This window comes from Nocardioides oleivorans, from assembly GCF_004137255.1.
Classification (GTDB): Bacteria; Actinomycetota; Actinomycetes; order Propionibacteriales; family Nocardioidaceae; genus Nocardioides; species Nocardioides oleivorans.
In genome coordinates, this window is sequence record NZ_SDWT01000001.1 from 2,303,935 (window position 1) to 2,323,089 (window position 19,155).

A 19,155-nucleotide genomic window follows, 5' to 3' on the forward strand; every position below is an offset into this window, starting at 1 on the left:
GTCACCATCCTGCCCACCCGCTGGTGACGACGGTTCACCCCTGGCGGCGGACTCGGAGGGTCGCGTCGGCGATCTCGATGTCCTCGCCGGTCTCCGGGTGCTTCTGCGTGCGGGGGCGGGACTCGCACACCTCGACGACGAAGTCCTCGGGGACCGCCGGCAGCAGCTGGTCGGCGGTGTGCATGAACGAGTGGTGCCCACGCCGGAGGCCGGTGTGGACGTCGTCGGGCGCGTGCCCGACCACGAGCAGCGTGCCACCCGGTGCGACCGCGGAGGCGAGTCGTCGTACGACGTCCACCATGCCGCCGTCGGGCAGGTGCACGAAGTGGGCGGTGACCAGGTCCCAGGTCTCGCCGGCGGGATCGAAGGTGCGTACGTCGACCAGGCGGGTCTCGACGCGGTCGCCGAGCCCGGCCTCCGCGGCGTGCTCGCCGACGCGGGCGAGGGCCGCCTCGGCGAAGTCGGACGCGGTGACCTCCCAGCCCCGCTCGGCCAGCCACAGGACGTCGCCGCCCTCGCCGCACCCGACGTCGAGCGCGCGGCCCGGGGCCAGGTCGGCCGCCTCGGCGGCGAGCTGGGCGTTCACCTTGCCGCTCCAGACCTTGTCGCCGCTGTAGCGCTCCTCCCACGCGGGTCGCTCGAAGAAGTCGTCGCGCTTCCGGGCGACCGCAGCAGCCGCCTCCTCGCCGGCGAGCTCGGCGTTGATCCAGGCGCCGACGCGGGTGCCGTGCGCGGCCGAGGCGACCAGGATCATGGACACGTCGGTGATGTTGCCGGCGGCGAAGATGCCGGGGACGGAGGTGGCGCCGGTCGGCTCGACCGGGACGACCGTGCCGAACGGGATGCCGTTCATCTCGAAGGGCGCCGTCTCGACGCCGATCGGCGCGAGGAAGTCGGCCTTCGCGTGCACCTTCGACGCCACGACGATCGCGTCGCGCTCGAGCACCGAGCCGTCGGCCAGCCGCAGGCCGACCAGGGAGTCGCCGTCGGTGACGACCTCCTGCGGTGTGCCGTGCACGATCGTCACACCGATGGCACCCATCTTCTCGAGCTCCTCGTCGGGCAGCTCGACGCCGTCGAAGACGACCAGGGTCACGTCGTCGGACAGCTGGCGGAAGAGCAGGCCCTGGTGGCCGGCCATCGGCGAGGTGCCGAGGACGACGAGCCGCTGGTCGCGCACCTCCCAGCCGTGGCAGTAGGGGCAGTGCAGGACGTCGACACCCCAGCGCTCGGCGAGGCCCGGCACGTCGGGCAGCTCGTCGGTGACGCCACCGGCGACGAGGATGCGGCGTGCGGTCACCCGGCGGCCGCCCTCGGTGGTGACGAGGAAGGCGCCGGCCTCGCCGGACAGGCCGACGACCCGGTCCGCGAGCACCTCGACGCCGTACTGCGCCACCTCGGTGCGGCCGATCTCGAGGAGCTCGAGCGGGTTGACGCCTTCGCGGCCGAGGTAGTTGTGGGCGTGGCCGGCGGGCGCGTTGCGGGGCTCGCCGGCGTCGATCACCAGCACCGATCGCCTCGATCGGCCCAGGGCCATCGCACCGCTCAGGCCGGCTGCGCCGCCGCCGACCACCACCACGTCGAAAGTCATGTCGTCACTCATGCTGACGATGATGCACACCGCTTCGCGATATTGACAAACATTCTTGCTGTAATGGCAAACTGCTCGGCATGGACGACGACGACGTGCTCCGCGGGGTCGGCCCGCGGCTGCGCCAGCTGCGGCTCGAGCGCGAGGCCACCCTCGGCGACCTGGCCGAGGAGACCGGCATCTCCGTGAGCACCCTGTCGCGGCTCGAGGCCGGGCAGCGCAAGCCGACCCTCGAGCTGCTCCTGCCCCTGGCGCGCGCCCACCGCGTCGCCCTCGACGAGCTCGTCGACGCACCGGAGACGGGCGATCCGCGGATCCGCTCGAAGCCGGTGGTGCGCCACGGGCGCACCTTCATCTCGCTCACCCGGCGTCCGGGAGGCCTGCAGTCCTACAAGATCCTGATGCCGGTCGAGGACGAGCCCTCTCCGGCCCTGCGGACCCACGAGGGCTACGAGTGGCTCTACGTCCTGAGCGGCCGGGTGCGCCTGCTCCTCGGCACCCGCGACATGACGCTGGGACCGGGCGAGGTCGTGGAGTTCGACACCCGCACACCGCACTGGCTCGGCAACCCCGGGCCGACCGTCACCGAGGTGCTGGCGATCTTCGGCCCACAAGGTGAGCGGATGCACGTGCGCTCCTAGGGGTGGCGCGTCGCCGCGACGGTCGTGGCACGGTGGGTCGCATGGCGATCCGGACCGGCACCACGGTGAAGTGGAAGTGGGGCTCCTCGTGGGCCGAGGGCACGGTCGCGGAGGTGCACCACGGCGACGTCTCCCGCACGACCAAGGGCGAGAAGGTCACCCGGCACGGCAGCGACGACGACCCGGCCTACGTCATCGAGCAGGACGACGGCACGACCGTGCTCAAGCTCCAGAGCGAGGTCGAGCGGGCCTAGGGTCACCCGCATGACCACGCGCTGGCTCTTCGGCGACCAGCTCGGACCGCACTTCACCGACGACCACCGCGGGCCGCTGCTGATGGTCGAGTCGCTGGCGGTGCTGAGGCGGCGCCGCTTCCACCGGGCCAAGGCGCACCTCGTGCTCAGCGCGATGCGCCACCGCGCCGCCGACTTCGGCAACCGGATGACCTACGTGCAGTCGGAGACGTACGCCGAGGTGGTGGGCGAGCTCGACGACGTCGAGGTCGTGCACCCGACGTCCTACGCCGCCCTCGGACTGGTCGAGCGGCTCGACGTGACCGTCCTGCCGCCCCGCGGCTTCGCGACCGCGCGCGAGGACTTCGAGCGCTGGGCCGGTGCGCGGGGGAGCAGGCGGCTGCTGATGGAGGACTTCTACCGGCGTGCCCGTCTCGCGCACGGCGTGCTGGTCGATGGAGGCGAGCCGGCCGGCGGTCGGTGGAACTTCGACCACGACAACCGCGAGCCGCCGCCCCGCGGGGCCACGACCCTCGGTGTGACCGAGCCGTGGTGGCCGACCGAGGACGACATCGACGGCGAGGTGCGCGACGACCTCGACCGGTGGGAGCGCGACGGCCAGGTCGCCTTCCTGGGGCGGGACGGCGACCGCCTCTTCCCCGCCACCCGGCGCGAGGCGCTGGCCGCCCTCGACCACTTCGTCGAGCACCGGTTGCCCGAGTTCGGCGCCCACGAGGACGCGATCCTCGAGGGCGACCCGTGGATGGCCCACAGCCTGGTCAGCGCGCCGATGAACCTCGGCCTGCTCGACCCGCTCGAGGTCGTCGAGCGCGCCGAGACGGCGTACCGCTCCGGGAGCGCGCCGATCGCCAGCGTCGAGGGCTTCGTCCGGCAGGTCCTCGGGTGGCGCGACTACGTCTGGCACACCTACTGGCACCAGGGCGACGCCTACCGCGGCGAGAACCAGCTGCGCGCGACCGAACGGCTGCCGCAGTGGTTCGCCGAGCTCGACGCCGCCGCGACCGACGCCCACTGCCTCTCGCACACCCTCGACCAGGTCGCCGAGCACGGCTGGGTGCACCACATCCCGCGGCTGATGGTGCTGGGGTCCTACGCCCTCCAGCGCGGCTGGTCGCCGCGGCAGGTCACCGACTGGTTCCACCGCGCCTTCGTCGACGGCTACGACTGGGTGATGGTGCCGAACGTCGTCGGCATGTCCCAGCACGCCGACGGCGGCACGATGATGACCAAGCCCTACACCTCGGGCGGCGCCTACATCAACAAGATGTCGGACCACTGCGGCTCGTGCCGCTTCGACCCCAAGGTGCGGGTGGGGGAGGACGCGTGCCCGTTCACCGCGGGCTACTGGTGGTTCCTCGACCGGCACCGCGAGACGTTCGCCGGCAACCACCGGATGTCGCGTGCGGTGAACGGTCTCGACCGGCTCAAGGACCTCGACGGGCTCGTCGAGCAGGAGGAGCGGCGGGGCAACCGCGCGCCCTGAGGTTTGGGGCGCCCGGATCTGGTGAGGATGCTGTCATGCGCAGCGAGCTCTTCGACCAGGCCAACCAGGAGAACACGACCACCGAGAGGTGGAGCCTGCACCACCGCAAGACGTTGCGGACGGTGCTCGGCGAGCCGGTGCTCGCGGCGAAGGGCTCGATGGTCGCCTTCCAGGGCCAGGTCAGCTTCGAGCACAAGTCGGCCGGCTCGGTCGGCAAGATGATGCGTCGTCTCGTGACGTCGGAGGACACGCCGCTGATGACGGTGTCTGGCCAGGGCGAGGTCTTCTTCGCCGACACCGCCAAGGACATCTTCCTGGTCGGCCTCGAGGGCGACGGGCTGTCGGTCAACGGGACGTCCCTGCTCGCGATGGACGCGACGCTCGACTACGACGTCCACCGGGTCAAGGGCGCCGGGATGATGACCGGCGGGATGTTCAACACCCTCATCCAGGGCCACGGCACCGTCGCGCTGACCAGCGACGGCCAGCCCCTGATCCTCGACTGCTCCGGCCCGCCGACCTACGTCGACATGAACGCCGCCGTGTGCTGGTCGGCCAACCTGGTGCCCCAGGTGGTCAGCTCGATGAACATGCGCTCGATGCTGCGTGGCGGCACGGGCGAGGCGTTCCAGTACGCCTTCCAGGGGCCGGGCTTCGTCGTCGTCCAGCCGTCCGAGGGCCCCGTCCTCCCGCCGCACAGCCACTGACCCGGTCGAGCGGTCTCACTCCATCGCGCTGAGGTCGGGCGGCACGTCGACGGAGTGTGCCCGGAGCACCTCGAGCGGTACGACGTCGAGCGCGCGCTCGGAGGTCGCGGCCAGGACGACCGGGGCGGCGAGGCCGTCGGCGTACGCATCGAGCCAGCGCGTCGCGACGACGCACCAGCGGTCGCCCGGCACCAGGCCGGGGAAGCTCCACTCCGGGCGCGGGGTCGACAGGTCGTTGCCGACCGCCTTCTGGTGGGCGAGGAACTCCTCGGTCATCACCGCGCAGATCGCATGGAGACCGACGTCGCGCGGGCCGACGGTGCACGTGCCGTCGCGGTGGTAGCCCGTCACCGGGTCGGTCCCGCACGGGTCCAGCTCGCCACCGAGGACGTTGCGCTCGCTCATGGGAGGAGCATGCCCGGTGGTCAGGACGACTGGCGCGCCGCCCGCTTCGCCTCGGCCTCCGCGCGGCGCTCCACGAAGCGGGTGGCCTCGACGTCGAGGGCCGACACCGCGGCGGCGAGCTCCTCGCGCGCCTTCTCGCCGTCCTCGTCGAGGTCCTCGAGGTCCCAGACGCCCCACTGGCGCAGCAGCGGGGTGACGATGTCGTCGTGGTGGATGCGCAGGTCGTAGATCCCGGCCTTCGCCATCTGCACGGCCTTGCGTGAGAAGCCGGGGATCACGCTGCCCGGCATCTGGAAGTCGACGACCTCCTCGGTGATCGCGCGCATCGTCTGGCTGGGCGCGAGCTGGAGGGCCGCGGCGACGAGGTTGCGGTAGAAGATCATGTGCAGGTTCTCGTCCTTGGCGACCCGGCTCAGCAGCTTCTCGGCGATGGGCTCGGCGGTGTAGCGGCCGGTGTTGCGGTGCGAGATGCGGGTGGCGAGCTCCTGGAACGAGACGTAGGCGCAGACGTTGAGCAGGGACTTGTCGAGCGCCTCGTAGCCGGACTCCATCGTCTCCATCCGGGCCCGCTCCAGCTCGACGGGGTCGACGCCGCGGGTGACCAGGAGGTAGTCGCGGATGCAGAAGGCGTGCCGGCCCTCCTCGGCGGTCCAGCGGTTCACCCACGTCCCCCAGGCGCTGTCCCGGCCGAACGCACGGTCGATCTCGCGGTGGTAGCTCGGGAGGTTGTCCTCGGTCAGCAGGTTGACCTCGAGCGCCGTGCGCGCGATCGGCGACAGCTGCGACTGGGCGACCTCCCACGGGTCGCCGCCCAGGTCGGCGAAGTCGCGCCCGAGGCTCCACGGGACGTACTCGTGCGGCATCCACTCGTCGGCGATGCCCAGGTGACGGTTGAGGTTCTCCTCCACCACCGGCTCGAGCTCGGTCAGCAGCTGGGTGGTGTCGAGAGCGGCCACGTCGATCTCCTGGGTGGGGGAGGGTCGGGAGGACACTGCCTGGTGGCGGCCCTCCCGACCCTGCCTACACCCGCACGCTCCGGGTGACCAGAGGTGCGGGCCGGGAGATCAGTTCCAGATCGCGCTCGCCCACTCGGGGTGGTCGATGAACGGGTTGCGGTTGCCCTGCCACTGCGCGTGGATGCGGTCGTTGCGTCGCATCTCGAAGGCGTCGACGGGGTCGGCGGCGTTCCAGGCCAGCAGGGTCTCCAGGTCGCCGATCTGCGACGACGAGCTGCCGACCGTGGAGCTCATCTCCAGGTCGTTGAAGCCGTCGTCGCCGTTGTAGCGCACGGCCATGTAGAGGAGCATCCGCGCGACGTCGCCCTTGACCGCGGCGCGCGGCTCGAAGGAGTCGGAGTCGCTGTAGCAGCCCGAGCAGCCAGAGACGGTCGAGCCGCCGTTGTCGAAGTCCTTGTTGCCGCGGGTGCCGTTGACCTGGACGTCCTCGGCGCGGAGGTGGTGCAGGTCGGTGCCCGGACCGGCGCTGGTGGAGAAGCCGCCGCGCGACTGGGCCCACACGTGCTCGCGGTTCCACTGGCCGGTGCCGCCGCCGTTGCTGTTCTTCGAGATCGACCTGCCGGTGTAGAGCTCGAGGACGTTGGCGGTGTTGCTCGGGTCCTGGTCGGTGTCCTTCAGCGCGGTCCAGACCTGGTCGTAGGACAGCCGGGTGTTGTCGTCGATGATCTCGTGGAGCGCGCTCTTGAGCGCGGACCCGGTCTTGCCGACCGCCGGCGCGTAGTAGGTGTCGTCCCACGGGCTGTCGACCGCGCCCGGTGGCGTCGTCGGGTCGGTCGTCGGCGGGTCGGTGGGCGTCGTGGCGCCACCGGCGTCCGCGAAGGCCGACGTGCCGGTCATGCCCGGGTGGGAGAAGTACGCCGACAGCGCGCCGGTCACGTCGATCTGCTTGCCCATCAGCGACGGGTTCGACTTCAGGCCCCACTGCGCGCGGAAGGCCGAGGGGACCTGCACGTAGAGCATCGACGAGGTGCTGGTCTGCGACGCCGAGTCGGCGATCGCCAGCGCGTAGTCGCTGGGGAAGCCGGAGCGTACGACGGTGCTGGTGGCCGTCGGCTGCCCGACGACGTAGCCGCGCACGGTCTGCGTGGCACCCGTCTGCTGGCCGGTGGCCTGGCTGACGGTGATCGGGGTGGCGGCCTGTGCCGGAGCCGTGACGGCGGGCAGGGCGACCACGGAGAGGGTCAGGACGAAGGTGGACACAAGGGCGGACGCGAGCGACCGGCCCTTCCCGAGATGAAGGGTCATGGAAGGTCACCCTGCCCCAACATCCGGCATCGGGGAAGGTCCGCGAGGTGAACCCCTGGTGTGGTGCGTGGTGCTCGTGGGGCCGGTTCCACGCTCAGCGAGACGTTGAACGATCTCCTTTACACCCTTGCGCATCAGTTCTTCCAAAACGCCACGGAAAGTCGCCGGACTCTTTAGGTTGAGTCTGCTCCGGGTGCTGCCCGGCGCAGGTTCCGTCGTCCGAAGCCGCTACCACCCCCGCGAGGCACACATGACCCAGGATGCAGCCCGGCCCGCCAAGGGCTTGGGTAGTTCTGTCGCCGGCTGGCCGCTGCGCCGCAAGATCGCGCTCGCCCTGGCCGTGCCGCTGGTCCTCGCCGGTGTCCTCGGCGGCCTGCGCGTGGCGAGCGACTACGGCGACTCGCGCCAGGCTTCGCGGAGCGCCCAGCAGGTCACGATCATCCAGCCCGCGGTCGACTACCTGACCGCCGCCGAGTCCGCCATGGTCGCCGCGCAGTCCGACTCCGCCGCCAGCCAGGGCGACAAGATCGACGCGATCGACGACATCGTCACCAACGCCGAGGCGCTGACCCAGGCCCGCGACACCGCCGACCTCGACGAGCTCCAGACCGCGCACGTGGACGCGCTCCTCGACCTCAGCCAGGCCATCCGCGGTGACGGCGCCCAGAACCTCGGCCCCGCCACCTGGGTCGCGCTGGTCCGCCAGCTCGAGTCGAGCGTCTCCCAGCTCATCACCAGCGTGAACGCCGCCCAGGAGACGCCCGAGCCGCGCCTCGAGCAGCTCTCGCAGGCCATGAGCGGTCGACTCTCGCTCGCCCTCCAGCAGGGCCTGATCTCCACCACGCTGGCCCAGTCCACCTCGCAGGACCTCTTCTCGGAGGTCGGCGTCGAGGCGGCCGCCATCGACCGTCTCGCCGGTTCGGTCGAGGGCGCCGAGGCCGAGACGTCCCAGCTCCGCACGCAGAACACCCGGCACGCCAACGAGATCCGTGACAACTCCGCCACGAACCTCGACGGCCGCGACGCCTACACGTCCTACGACACGATCACCGAGACCCTCATCTCAGGTGTCACCGCCTCGCTCGACAGCGCCGCCTCGGCTGCCCAGCGCAACGCGCTCCTCGGTGCGCTGCTCACGCTCTCCGCCCTCGCCGCCGCGATCTTCCTGGCCCTCCTCGTGGCCCGCAGCCTCCTCGAGCCGATCGGCAAGGTGCGGGACGGAGCCCTCGCGGTCGCCCGTCACCGCCTGCCCGACGCGGTCGCCCGCATCCGTTCCGGTCAGGAGCCGGAGCCGATCAGGACGATCGACGTCACCACCAACGAGGAGATCGGCCAGGTCGCGCGAGCGGTCGACGACCTCCACCGCCAGGCCATCCACCTCGCCTCCGGCGAGGCCCAGCTGCGGCAGACCGTCAACGCGATGTTCGTGACGCTGTCGCGTCGCTCGACCTCGCTGGTCAACCAGCAGCTCGCCCAGATCGAGCGCCTCGAGCACGACGAGGAAGACCCCAAGCGACTCGAGTCGCTGTTCCGCCTCGACCACCTCGCCTCGCGGATGCGTCGTACGGCCGACTCGCTCCTGATCCTCGCCGACGCCCCGAACCGTGCCGCCGGCCAGTTCAGCCTCAGCGTCGGAGAGGCCCTCCAGGCCGCGACCTCCGGTGTGCAGGACTACCAGCGCGTGCAGATCCTGTCGCACATCGGCACCCGGGTCAGCGACGACGCCGCAGCCGACCTCGTGCACCTGCTCACCGAGCTGGTGGACAACGCCCTCACCTACTCGCCGCCGGCCGAGCCGGTCCGCCTCGCCGCCAAGCTCGGCACCGACGGCGTCACCATCACCGTCACCGACTCCGGCCTGGGCGTGCCCCCGGCCGAGCTCGAGCAGCTCAACCGCGACCTCGAGCACGGCGCCGAGGCCACCCCGGACACCGCCCGCCGCATGGGCCTGTTCGTGGTCTCCCGCCTCGCCGAGCGCCACGGCATCGTCGCGACGCTGTCGCGCAACGCCGGTGGCGGCATGACGGCCACCGTCGTGCTCCCGACGTCCGTGCTGCCCGAGCTCCCGCAGACCGGTGCGCCGGCCCCGGCGGCCAGCCTGCGCGAGATGGCCGAGGCCCTCGAGTCGCCGGTTCCCGCCGCGGCCGCTCCTGCCGTTGCCGCGGCCGCCGCGACCGAGGTCGTGGAGTCCAAGCGCGAGGCCCGCAACCGCTCCCGCGCCGAGAAGGCCGAGGCCAAGGCTGCGGAGAAGGCCGCCAGGAAGGACGCCGCGGCCAAGGTCGTCGCGCCGACGCCCGAGCCCGAGCCGGTCGTCGAGGCCCCGGTCGTCACCGAGGACCGCCCGCCGCTCGAGAGCCTGCTCCCGCGCCGCGAGCCCGGCGCCAACATGCCCCGCACGGGCGCCGACGCCTTCCTGCCGCCGGAGACCTCCGGCGTCACGGGACCGCTGTTCGGCAAGCGTGAGCCCAAGCCCGTCGAGGAGCCCGCGGCCGCGCCCGTCGCGTCCGCCGAGCCCGTCGCCGGGGACACCACCGAGTCGGAGCCGGCCGCCGAGAAGACCGCGGAGAAGGTCGCTCGGGTCGTCCCGATCACGGCGCTCGCCGCCCGCCAGCGCGCCCAGGCCGAGGCCGAGGCCCGCGCTGCCGAGGCCGCTGCCGCCGAGACCTCGTCCGAGCCCGAGTCCGAGCCCGCGTCGGAGCACGTGTCGGAGCCCGCGTCGGAGCACGTGTCGGAGGGGACGGTCGAGCAGCCCGTCGCGGAGGAGTCCGTCGAGGAGGCTCCGGTCGCGGAGACGCCCGTCGCGCAGGCGCCGGTCGAGCCCCCGATCTTCGAGCCCTACCGTTCGCGCGAGTCGTCCACCGCCTCCAGCCCGGTTCCGGACCCGCTGTCCGACCCGCTGCCCGCGGACGCCTTCGACGACGAGCCGTCCTCGGCGGAGCCGGCCGAGGCCGAGCCGGTCGTGGCGGAGCCCGTGGCCGAGGAGATCGCCGAGGAGCCCGTCGCCGACGAGCCCGTCGCCGACGAGCCCGTCGCCGATGAGCCCGTCGAGGAGCGCTTCGAGGAGCCCGTCGTCGAGCCCGAGCCGGTCGTCGCCGAGCCCGTCGCGCACGTGCACGACGAGGTCGAGGTCGACTACAACGACCCGCTGGGCCTCGGGACGCCGAGCACGCAGGTCGTCGAGCCCGAGCCGGAGCCCGAGCCCGAGCCCGAGCCGGTGGTGGCCGAGACCCCCGCCTGGGAGCCGGAGCTGCCGGCCCACCAGCCGGTCGTCGCCTACGAGCCCGAGCCCGCGCAGCCGGTCGCCCCGAGCTACGGCGACACCCTCACCGAGACCGTCGCGGAGACGGCCACCGTCACCGAGACCCGCACCGAGACCTTCACCGAGACCTCGACCGAGACCGAGGTCCCGGTCGAGGAGCCCGCGGCCTTCGCCGAGCCGACGTACGACGCCCCGGCCGCCCGCGCCGAGACGGCGTACGAGCCGGGTCATGCGAGCAACGGCATCTCGCCCGAGGGCGTGGCGCCGGCCCGGATCGGCGGGGACTCGCCGATCTTCAAGTCCATGCGGTCAGGCTGGCTCGCCGGTGATGGCCAGGGCGAGTTCCACCAGACCGAGGTGGACCGCGGATGGGAGATCGCCGAGCACGTCGCGGAGGAGGCTCCCGTGGCCGAATCCACCGTCGCCGGACTCCCTCGTCGTGCCCCCGGAGAGCGCCTCGTTCCGGGTAGCGTTACCCCGCCCACTGCAGCCAAGACGCGCGACCCGGAAGCGATCCGTCGCCGGCTCCAGGCCCACAAGGCCGGTGTCAGCCGTGGTCGAGCTGCAGCCCAAAGTTCCACTCAGCACACGGAAGCAGGCCCCGCATGAGCTACGAAACCTCCGTCCCCGGCGCCGCTGGTGACGACCGCGACCTCGACTGGGTGATGTCGCGCTTCGTGGACGACGTCCCCGATGCCGCGCACGCGATCCTGGTCTCCGCCGACGGCCTCCTGATGGCCTCGAGCACCAGCATCCCGGGTGAGCGCGCCGAGCAGGTCGCGGCCGTCTCCTCCGGACTCGCCAGCCTCGCGGTGGGCGCCGCCCGCCTCTTCGAGGGCGGCTCGGTGATGCAGACCATCGTCGAGATGGAGATGGGCTTCCTGATGCTCATGAGCGTCGGTGACGGGTCCAACCTCACCGTGCTCACCACCGAGGAGGCCGACATCGGCCAGGTGGGCTACGAGATGGCCCTGCTCGTCGACCGCGTGGGACGTACCGTCGAGGCCCAGGCCCGCGTCGGTACGGGCGGCTGAACCGGTCCCGTGCCATGACGCCGCCAGTCGAGCCTGACGACGACGGGTACACCCCTCGTCTGATCCGCTCCTACACCATCACCTCAGGTCGTACGGCAACCTCTGTCGACCTGGCCATGGAGGCCACGCTGCGCCTCCAGGCTGGTGCAGAGGCGCCCGTCCTCACCCCTTCCGCCGCGCAGGTTCTCGAGGTCTGCGACCGCCGTTCCGTGGCCGAGGTCTCGGCCCTGACCAAGATGCCGATCGGCGTCACCCGGGTGCTGCTGGGTGACCTCATCGAGCAGGGCTTGATCCGGATCCAGGCCACCATCACCGAGAAGACGTCGACAGATGAGCGTCTGGAGCTCATCGAAAGGACCCTCCGTGGACTTCGAAACTACTAAGGCACAGCGCGCGGCTGCGTCGACGAAGATCGTCATTGCCGGCGGCTTCGGCGTCGGCAAGTCGACGCTCGTCGGCGCCGTCTCGGAGATCGACCCGCTGCGCACCGAGGCACTCGTCACCAACGAGTCCGAGGGCGTCGACGATCTCGCCGCCGTGCCCACCAAGGCCACCACCACCGTGGCCATGGACTTCGGCCGACTGACCCTGGCGGAGGACCTGGTCCTCTACCTCTTCGGCACGCCCGGCCAGCGCCGTTTCTGGTTCATGTGGGACGACCTGTGCCGCGGCGCCATCGGCGCCATCGTGCTGGTCGACGTGGCCCGGCTCGACGAGTCCTTCTCGCCGCTGGACTACTTCGAGTCCAAGGGCATCCCGTTCATCGTCGCCGTCAACGAGTTCGACGGCGTTCCGCGCTACCCCGCCGAGGAGATCGCCGCCGCGCTGGCCCTGCCCGCCGACGTACCGATCATCAGCCTCGACGCCCGCGACCGCGAGCAGGCCAAGGGTGCGCTCGTGAAGATCACCGAATACGCCCTCATGCGACTGCGCGAGTCGCTCACCGTGAATGCGAACTGAGCCATGACCCGCACCACTCCACGACACCGCATCGCCGGTGCCGCCCTCTCCTCCGCTGTCCTGCTGCTCACGCTCAGCGCGTGCGGCGGCAGCGCCAGCGGCCAGTCGGCCGACTCGCTCAGCGACGTGTCCCTGGTCTTCAAGGGCGCGCTCACCGTGTGCACCGACAGCCCCTACGCGCCGTTCGTCTACGAGCAGAAGGGCAAGCTGGCCGGCTTCGACGTCGACCTGGCCCAGGAGGTCGCCGACGAGCTGGAGGTCGACCTCGACGTCATCGACGTCGACTTCGACGACATCACCTCGGGCGACTCGCTCAACAACGACGTGTGCGACGTGGCCGTCTCGGCGATGACCATCACCGGTGAGCGGGCCCGCGTCCTCGACTTCTCCAGCCCCTACTTCGACGCCAAGCAGGCGCTGATCACGCCTCGCGGCTCGGGCCTCGACACCCTCGAGGAGCTGGCCGGCCAGCGCGTGGGCGTGCAGAAGGAGACGACCGGCGAGACCTTCATGGGCGACTACGCACCCGACACCACCGAGGTCGTCACCTTCGCCGACGCGGCGGGCCTCCAGGCCGCGCTCGACGCCGGCGAGATCGACGCGGCGATGCTCGACAACACGGTCTCGGGCGAGTTCGTCACCCAGAACCGCACGCTCAAGCTGGCCCGCGAGTTCGACACCGGTGAGCAGTACGGCATGGCGGTCAAGAAGGACGGCAACATCCCGCTGCTGCGCTCGATCAACAGCACGCTGGCCCAGCTCCGCGAGGACGGCCGCTACGACAAGATCTACAAGAAGTACTTCGGCTGATCGTCCAGCCCACACGGCCCGGCAGGTGATCCTGCCGGGCCGTGGTGCGTTGCGGTGGCTGCGGTGGCTCGTGGTGGCCGCTCGGTCCCGCCTACGGCGCGATCGTGAGGAACAGGAACGACGCGAGGAGCACGAGGTGCACCCCGCCCTGCAGCGGCTTGGTGCGACCGGGGACCACCGTGAGGATGGCCACCGCGGCGGTCAGCAGGAGCAGGACCGTCTGGAGCTGGTTGAGGCCGAGCTCGAGCGGGCCCTCCAGCCAGATGCTGGCGATCGCGATGGCGGGGATGGTGAGGCCGATGGAGGCCATCGCCGAGCCGAGGGCGAGGTTGAGGCTGACCTGGACCCGGTTGCGGGCGGCCGCGCGGACGGCCGCGATCGTCTCCGGCGCGAGGACGAGCAGCGCGATCACGACGCCGACCACGGCCTGGGGGAAGCCGAGCGCGGCGACGCCGTTCTCGATGGCGGGCGACTCGATCTTGGCGAGCCCGACGACGGCGACGAGCGAGACGACGAGCAGGCCGAGGCTGGCCAGGGCGGCGCGGTCGGTCGGCGGGTCGGCGTGCCCGTCCTCGTCGAGGTCGACCGGCGCGTGCTCGAAGGAGTCGCCCCCGCCCGACGACATCACGGTCGGGGTGTGCTGGCCCTGCTCCACCGGTAGGAAGAAGTCGCGGTGCCGGATGGTCTGGGTGAAGACGAACATGCCGTAGAGGGCGAGCGAGGCGATCGCGGCGAAGGCCAGCTGGGCGCCGGTGAACTCCGGGCCTGGCTCCGACGTCGTCACGGACGGCACGACGAGGCAGAGCACGGCGAGCGCGATGACGGTCGCGAGCGCGGCTCCGGTGCCCTCGGGGTTGAACACCGCGAGGCGGTGCTTGAGCGCGCCGACGAGCAGCGAGATGCCGACGATGCCGTTGACGGTGATCATCACGGCCGCGAAGACGGTGTCACGCGCCAGGCCGGAGGCGTCCTTGTCGGCGGTCACCATGAGCGTGACGATCAGGCCGACCTCGATGATCGTGACCGCGACCGCCAGCACGAGTGAGCCGTAGGGCTCACCGACCCGGTGCGCGACGACCTCGGCGTGGTGCACCGCGGCCAGCACCGCGCCGACCAGCAGGAGGGCGAGGACGCCCAGCACCACGGGGCTCTCGGGATGGGCGAACCATGCCGGCACGAGCACCACGAGTGCCACGACGGGGGCGAGGGTCGTCCAGGATGGCCTGCTCATAAGGCAACCCTATGGGGCGTTCCTGAAGGCCGCCCTCAGGTCTCGGGGGTCGTCAGCTTCTCGAGGCGAGCCCGCAGGAGTGGTACGCGGTGGTTGTTGCCCTCGAGGGTGACGTACTGCTCGCCGAAGATCGCCAGCAGCGCGTCGTCGAGACGGCGTACGGCCCCGGCGGGGTAGCGGTAGCCCATCCGCCGGATCACCGCGTCGGCGTCGACCGAGGTGAGCAGGTCGGCGAGGTCGTCGACGGTGTCGATGCCGAGCTGGGCGAGCAGCCCGGCGATCCAGTCGTAGTGGTCGGTGTGCGACCAGCCGGCGTCGCTGTAGTGGCCGGCGAGGAAGGTCGCCAGCTCCTGGCCGACGATGTGGTCGGCCTCGGCCTCGGGCGTGCTCCCGGGGGCCGCGACCTGGATCCGGCGGCGGATGGTGGAGAACTCCCGGTCGGCCAGCTCGATCAGCCCGGCGGCGAGGGTGAAGCGCCGGTCGAGGTCGGCGGCGGCGTCCTCGGGGACGCTGCCCTTGTAGCGGATGTCGTGCTCGAACTCGGCCCACGCGTGCTGCAGCACCGTGCGGAGCTGGATGCTGGCCCGCTCGCCGGCGAGCTCCTGGTGCCCCTCGCCGTCGTCGCCCCGCACGAGCAGGTGGCGGCTGGCGTAGCCGAAGCGGCCCGAGCGTGCCATCTCCTCACCGAGGTCGCGGTCGTCGAGGATGGTGAGCTCGTCGTCGAGCAGCTCGGCGACGGCGGCGACGTCGCTGTGGACGTAGGTGATGACGCGGACGCCGATCTGGTCGGTGATCTGCTCGAGCGGGTCGCGGTAGAGCGGCTCGCCTCCCTCGGTGCGGTTGGCCTTCGCGGCGAACGACGCCACGCTCTTGGTGCGCCCGGTGACGCTCAGGTAGTCGATCCCGGCGTCGTCGAGGAGCGTGCGCACCAGCGTCACCCACGCGCCCGTCGCGGCCACCAGCTGCGGCTGGCGGGCGGCGTACGACCTCACTGCCTCGCGCACCGGCTCCTGCTCGCTCATGACGCCAGCCTGCCAGAGCACGAGCCTGCACCGGGAGCCGTACCGCGCCGGTTATCGTCGAACCACCATGAACACGTCACTGAAGTCCGGGCTGCGCCGCCCCCGTCCAGCCGCCCTCGTCGCCGGTCTCGCCCTCGTCGCCGGGCTGTCGGCCTGCGGGTCCGACGCCGGCGACGACACCGCCACCGACCCCGCCGGCTCGACGGGCGCGCCGACGGAGACGACGTCCGGGACTCCCTCGGAGACTCCCTCGGAGACGCCGACGAGCGAGGAGCCCGACTCCGGCAGCGGCACCGACGGCCCGATCGAGGCCATCGGCTCCGCCGGCGTCACCGAGGCGCAGCTCGTCAGCCGGACCGACGCCGGCGGCTCGGTGTCGGAGATGGCGTTCGCCCTCGACACCGACCAGGCGGTCACCGACTTCACCGCCGGCCTCCAGAACGGCTTCGACGCCACGATCGCCGACACGGTGGCGCAGGTCGCCCAGGCCTCGCCCGACGCGACGCCCTACGGCGCGATCGTCAGCATCGGCTGCGAGGCGCCGCGCAACGTCGCCATCGACGCCGGCGAGGCGGGCTTCACCGTGCTGCCGAAGCTGCCCAAGAGCACCGTCCAGTGCCTGGCGCCGGTGACGTACGTCGTCGTGTTCGCCGCGCCGAACGCCTGACCCGCGCTGCTCGTCAGCCCTTCGAGGGCGGAGGCGTGGTCGGCGGGACCGTGGTCGGCGGCACCGTCGGGGTGGGCGTCGGCGTCGTCGGCAGGATCGGGATGACCGGCGGCAGCTCGCCGTTGTATACCACCCCGAACGAGTTCGCGACCAGCCGCTCGCCGCCGTCGGAGGGCTCGTTGACGATGCCCATCGCCCCGGTGCCGGCGCGGGTGTACATCGCCGAGGAGCCGCCGCCGTCGAGGTTGATGGCGTTCTCCGCGCCGAGCGCGGTCATGATGTTGGCGAGCTCGACCATCGTGTAGCCGCGGCTGACCGCCGAGCGGCCGTCGACCACCAGGATCAGCAGCTTGCGGCCGTCGGCGTCGATGCCGACCGCCGTGCGGGGGTGCGCGATCGTGTCGTTGATGACGGTGCGCACGCCGTTGACGAGCAGGGGGCGGTCGCCGCTGATCGCGACCTTCGGCCGGCCGCCCACGATGCGCTTGGACAGCGTGAGCTTCTTGCCCTTCTTGAGCGTGGCGAGCTTGCCGGCCATCTGGCCGGTGCCGATGAGCACCCGGTCCTTCTTGCCGATCTTCTTGCCGCTGGAGAGCTTGGGCCGGTTCGAGATGACCTTGTTCTTGCGCAGGACCACCTCGCGCGCCCGCTTCTTCCCGGCGGTGACCTCGTAGCCCGAGGTGCGGTGCCAGTCGGAGGTGTAGACGCCGATCTGCCCCGCGGGGATCGAGGGGTGGTTGATGCCGCTGACCGTCCAGGCCTTCCGCTGCCGGATCGTGTACTCCAGGGTCAGCGGGCTGACGTGGGGGCCCGAGTCGTCGAACCACAGCGTCGAGTTCACCCCCGGGATCCAGCCGTCGCGGGAGCCGCCGAGGATGCCTCGCTGGTCGTCGATCGTGACCCCGAGCGGTGCGTCCGTCCGGCCAATGTCGAAGAAGTCGCCGTTGACCGCGACCAGCGCCTTGTTCCAGGCGCCGAACTCGCTGACCTTCAGGCGGTTGGTGACGTAGGTCGGCGAGAGCGACTCGAAGCTGAGGTTGGGCGCGTCGAGGCTGATGCTCACCAGGTTCATCCGCACCTGTCCCACCGGCAGCCGTCCGTCGACCTGGTCCCACTCGCGCAGCGTGACGCCGGGCGCGATCTCGTAGCTGACGTCGTTCTTCGCCGTGGCCGTGCGCGCACGCATGCTGACCGGCGGTCCGACGAGCGTGCCCGGCCTGCCGTCGGAGGTCTGGTTGCGTCCGCGGTAGCCGCTGTCGCCCTGCGAGGTGAGCGAGCCGCGGTCGGAGGCCTTGCGGTCGTCGGCGGCCGACGGAGCCATGCCGGCCGTGGCAGCGAGGCCGGTGACGAGCACGCCCGCGGTGGCCAGCGTCAGGACGCGGCTGCGGGCAGGCTTGCGGGACAGCGGGCTGCGGGCGAAGACAGTCACGCGTTCCAGAGTAAAGGACGCTCTGGGGCTGGTGGGAATATTGGGACCACCGCCCCCGAATCGTGACCCCGCGCCCGGGCCCGGACGCCCTAGGCTGCGGCACGTGCCCGAGGAGTCGTCGTACCCACGCGCGGGGCAGCCGTGGAACACCTTCCACGCCGGCGACAACCTCGACGTGCTGCCGCGCCTGGCGCCCGGCTCGGTCGACGTCGTCTACACCGACCCGCCCTACAACACCGGCAACGACTTCGCGTACGCCGACCGCTTCCGCGACGGGTCGCACCCCGACCGGTACGCCGGCCGGCACGCCGCCTGGACCGCGATGATGCGCCCCCGGCTAGAGGCGGTGCGCGAGGTCCTGGCGCCGCACGGCGCGGTGTTCGTCAGCATCGACGACAACGAGGTCGCCCACCTGCGGCTGCTGATGGACGAGGTGTTCGGCGAGGCCAACTTCATGGCGCAGGTCGTGGTCAACCTCAACCCGAAGGGTCGCCAGCTCGGGCGCGGGTTCGCGACCAGCCACGAGTACGTCCTGGCCTACGCCCGGCACCTGCCCGGCTGCGCGGTCGACGCGAGCACGACCGAGGCGGTCGACGAGGGCGACTTCCCGCAGACCACCGAGGACGGGCGGCGCTTCCGCTACCTGCCGCTGCGCAACACCAACAAGAAGTTCAACCCCGGCACCGCGCCGACCCTGCACTTCGAGCTGTACGGCGACCCGGTGACCGGCCGCGTGTCCACGACCGCGTTCGACGGTGCCCTGGCCCTCACGCCGGTCTTCGGCGACGGCCGGGCGGCCGTGTGGCGCTGGTCGCGGCCGCGGGTCGACGAGCGGCCCGACGACCTCGAGTGCCGGGTGATCCGCGGCCGGGGCGGCGAGCGCGCCGACATCTTCCAGCGCGACTGGCTGCACCGCGAGGGCGGCCGGCGCAAGAAGCTGCGCACCATCTGGCTGGCCGAGGAGATCGGCTCGACCGACTCCGCGGTCGCCGAGCTCAAGGCACTCGTCGGTCACGTCTTCGAGTCGCCCAAGCCCACCGGCCTGGTCCGCCGGATCCTCGCCACCCTGCCCGACGACGTCGTCGTGCTCGATCCCTTCGCCGGCAGCGGCACCACCGGCCACGCCGTCGCCCTCGCCAACCTCGCCGACGGCGGCACTCGACGCTGCCTCAGCATCAACTCCACCGAGCCGACCCGCCCGGGCTCCAACGCCCACGCCGCCGGCCTCGCCACCGTCGCCGACATCACGGTCGCCCGCCTCACCGCCGTCGCCGAGCAGCTCGGCGGCGGGCTCGAGGTGGTTCGGGAGTCACCGGATATCCGGTGAGACTCACGCTTCGCCCCCCAGATCCAGGCCGACAAGCGGGGGAGTCACCGGATATCCGGTGACTCCAGACGGAG

General features: G+C 71.6%; 18 protein-coding genes. 11 read left to right on the forward strand and 7 right to left on the reverse strand.

Going from position 1 to position 19,155, the window contains the following annotated elements:
* Nucleotides 1-34 precede the first annotated feature (34 nt).
* Nucleotides 35-1,603, reverse strand: a complete 1,569-nt coding sequence (locus EUA93_RS22035) for a bifunctional NAD(P)/FAD-dependent oxidoreductase/class I SAM-dependent methyltransferase (protein ID WP_129400180.1) — start codon at nucleotides 1,601-1,603, stop codon at nucleotides 35-37.
* 68 nt (nucleotides 1,604-1,671) lie between these two features.
* Between EUA93_RS22035 and EUA93_RS11010 the strand changes: the two genes are divergently transcribed.
* The 4 genes from EUA93_RS11010 to EUA93_RS11025 are packed head-to-tail and all read left to right on the forward strand — an operon-like array spanning nucleotide 1,672 to nucleotide 4,676.
* Nucleotides 1,672-2,232, forward strand: coding sequence for a helix-turn-helix domain-containing protein (locus tag EUA93_RS11010; protein WP_129400181.1), 561 nt, complete (start codon nucleotides 1,672-1,674; stop codon nucleotides 2,230-2,232).
* A gap of 41 nt (nucleotides 2,233-2,273) precedes the next feature.
* Entirely contained in the window at nucleotides 2,274-2,486 is a 213-nt protein-coding gene (locus EUA93_RS11015) for a hypervirulence associated TUDOR domain-containing protein (protein ID WP_129400182.1), read from the forward strand.
* A gap of 10 nt (nucleotides 2,487-2,496) precedes the next feature.
* Nucleotides 2,497-3,969: a cryptochrome/photolyase family protein gene (locus tag EUA93_RS11020; RefSeq protein WP_129400183.1), complete on the forward strand. Its 1,473-nt coding sequence runs from the start codon at nucleotides 2,497-2,499 to the stop codon at nucleotides 3,967-3,969.
* A gap of 35 nt (nucleotides 3,970-4,004) precedes the next feature.
* Nucleotides 4,005-4,676, forward strand: coding sequence for an AIM24 family protein (locus EUA93_RS11025; RefSeq protein WP_129400184.1), 672 nt, complete (start codon nucleotides 4,005-4,007; stop codon nucleotides 4,674-4,676).
* Nucleotides 4,677-4,691: 15 nt separating this feature from the next.
* On the opposite strand, the gene EUA93_RS11030 is transcribed toward EUA93_RS11025, so the two are convergent.
* From EUA93_RS11030 to EUA93_RS11040, 3 genes are all read right to left on the reverse strand, one after another.
* The gene (locus EUA93_RS11030) at nucleotides 4,692-5,081 is read right to left on the reverse strand and encodes a DUF2237 family protein (protein ID WP_129400185.1); all 390 of its coding nucleotides are present in this window, start codon (nucleotides 5,079-5,081) and stop codon (nucleotides 4,692-4,694) included.
* Between the two features lie 20 nt (nucleotides 5,082-5,101).
* The gene (locus EUA93_RS11035) at nucleotides 5,102-6,037 is read right to left on the reverse strand and encodes an acyl-ACP desaturase (RefSeq protein ID WP_129400186.1); all 936 of its coding nucleotides are present in this window, start codon (nucleotides 6,035-6,037) and stop codon (nucleotides 5,102-5,104) included.
* A gap of 108 nt (nucleotides 6,038-6,145) precedes the next feature.
* Nucleotides 6,146-7,342 carry an endonuclease gene (locus EUA93_RS11040; RefSeq protein WP_129400187.1) on the reverse strand — a complete coding sequence of 399 codons (1,197 nt, stop codon included), beginning with the start codon at nucleotides 7,340-7,342 and terminating at the stop codon, nucleotides 6,146-6,148.
* 250 nt (nucleotides 7,343-7,592) lie between these two features.
* On the opposite strand from EUA93_RS11040, the gene EUA93_RS11045 reads away from it, so the two are divergent.
* Genes EUA93_RS11045 through EUA93_RS11065 form a run of 5 tightly spaced genes read left to right on the forward strand, consistent with a single transcriptional unit; the run spans nucleotide 7,593 to nucleotide 13,405 of the window.
* Nucleotides 7,593-11,210 carry a sensor histidine kinase gene (locus EUA93_RS11045; protein ID WP_129400188.1) on the forward strand — a complete coding sequence of 1,206 codons (3,618 nt, stop codon included), beginning with the start codon at nucleotides 7,593-7,595 and terminating at the stop codon, nucleotides 11,208-11,210.
* Nucleotides 11,207-11,635 carry a roadblock/LC7 domain-containing protein gene (locus EUA93_RS11050; protein WP_090967801.1) on the forward strand — a complete coding sequence of 143 codons (429 nt, stop codon included), beginning with the start codon at nucleotides 11,207-11,209 and terminating at the stop codon, nucleotides 11,633-11,635. The genes EUA93_RS11045 and EUA93_RS11050 overlap by 4 nt, the downstream gene beginning before the upstream one ends.
* 14 nt (nucleotides 11,636-11,649) lie before the next feature.
* Nucleotides 11,650-12,018, forward strand: coding sequence for a DUF742 domain-containing protein (locus EUA93_RS11055; RefSeq protein ID WP_129400189.1), 369 nt, complete (start codon nucleotides 11,650-11,652; stop codon nucleotides 12,016-12,018).
* Entirely contained in the window at nucleotides 11,999-12,595 is a 597-nt protein-coding gene (locus EUA93_RS11060) for a GTP-binding protein (RefSeq protein ID WP_056906137.1), read from the forward strand. The genes EUA93_RS11055 and EUA93_RS11060 overlap by 20 nt, the downstream gene beginning before the upstream one ends.
* 3 nt (nucleotides 12,596-12,598) lie before the next feature.
* Complete coding sequence (locus tag EUA93_RS11065) at nucleotides 12,599-13,405, forward strand: ABC transporter substrate-binding protein (RefSeq protein ID WP_129400190.1); 807 nt, start codon at nucleotides 12,599-12,601, stop codon at nucleotides 13,403-13,405.
* Between the two features lie 91 nt (nucleotides 13,406-13,496).
* On the opposite strand, the gene EUA93_RS11070 is transcribed toward EUA93_RS11065, so the two are convergent.
* Together EUA93_RS11070 and EUA93_RS11075 are read right to left on the reverse strand one after the other, a co-directional pair.
* On the reverse strand, nucleotides 13,497-14,636 hold the full coding sequence (locus tag EUA93_RS11070) for a calcium:cation antiporter (RefSeq protein ID WP_129400191.1): 1,140 nt from the start codon (nucleotides 14,634-14,636) through the stop codon (nucleotides 13,497-13,499).
* Between the two features lie 35 nt (nucleotides 14,637-14,671).
* Nucleotides 14,672-15,658, reverse strand: a complete 987-nt coding sequence (locus tag EUA93_RS11075; protein WP_129400192.1) for a GTP pyrophosphokinase — start codon at nucleotides 15,656-15,658, stop codon at nucleotides 14,672-14,674.
* 67 nt (nucleotides 15,659-15,725) lie between these two features.
* Between EUA93_RS11075 and EUA93_RS11080 the strand changes: the two genes are divergently transcribed.
* Nucleotides 15,726-16,325, forward strand: a complete 600-nt coding sequence (locus EUA93_RS11080; RefSeq protein WP_129400193.1) for a hypothetical protein — start codon at nucleotides 15,726-15,728, stop codon at nucleotides 16,323-16,325.
* A gap of 13 nt (nucleotides 16,326-16,338) precedes the next feature.
* Here EUA93_RS11080 and EUA93_RS11085 read toward each other — a convergent pair whose 3' ends face one another.
* On the reverse strand, nucleotides 16,339-17,754 hold the full coding sequence (locus EUA93_RS11085) for a phosphodiester glycosidase family protein (RefSeq protein WP_129400194.1): 1,416 nt from the start codon (nucleotides 17,752-17,754) through the stop codon (nucleotides 16,339-16,341).
* A 103-nt stretch (nucleotides 17,755-17,857) separates the two neighbouring features.
* Here EUA93_RS11085 and EUA93_RS11090 point away from each other — a divergent pair, with 103 nt between their 5' ends.
* Nucleotides 17,858-19,081 (forward strand): site-specific DNA-methyltransferase, encoded by a 1,224-nt coding sequence (locus EUA93_RS11090; RefSeq protein WP_275937874.1) that lies wholly within the window; start codon nucleotides 17,858-17,860, stop codon nucleotides 19,079-19,081.
* The last annotated feature ends 74 nt before the right edge of the window (nucleotides 19,082-19,155 follow it).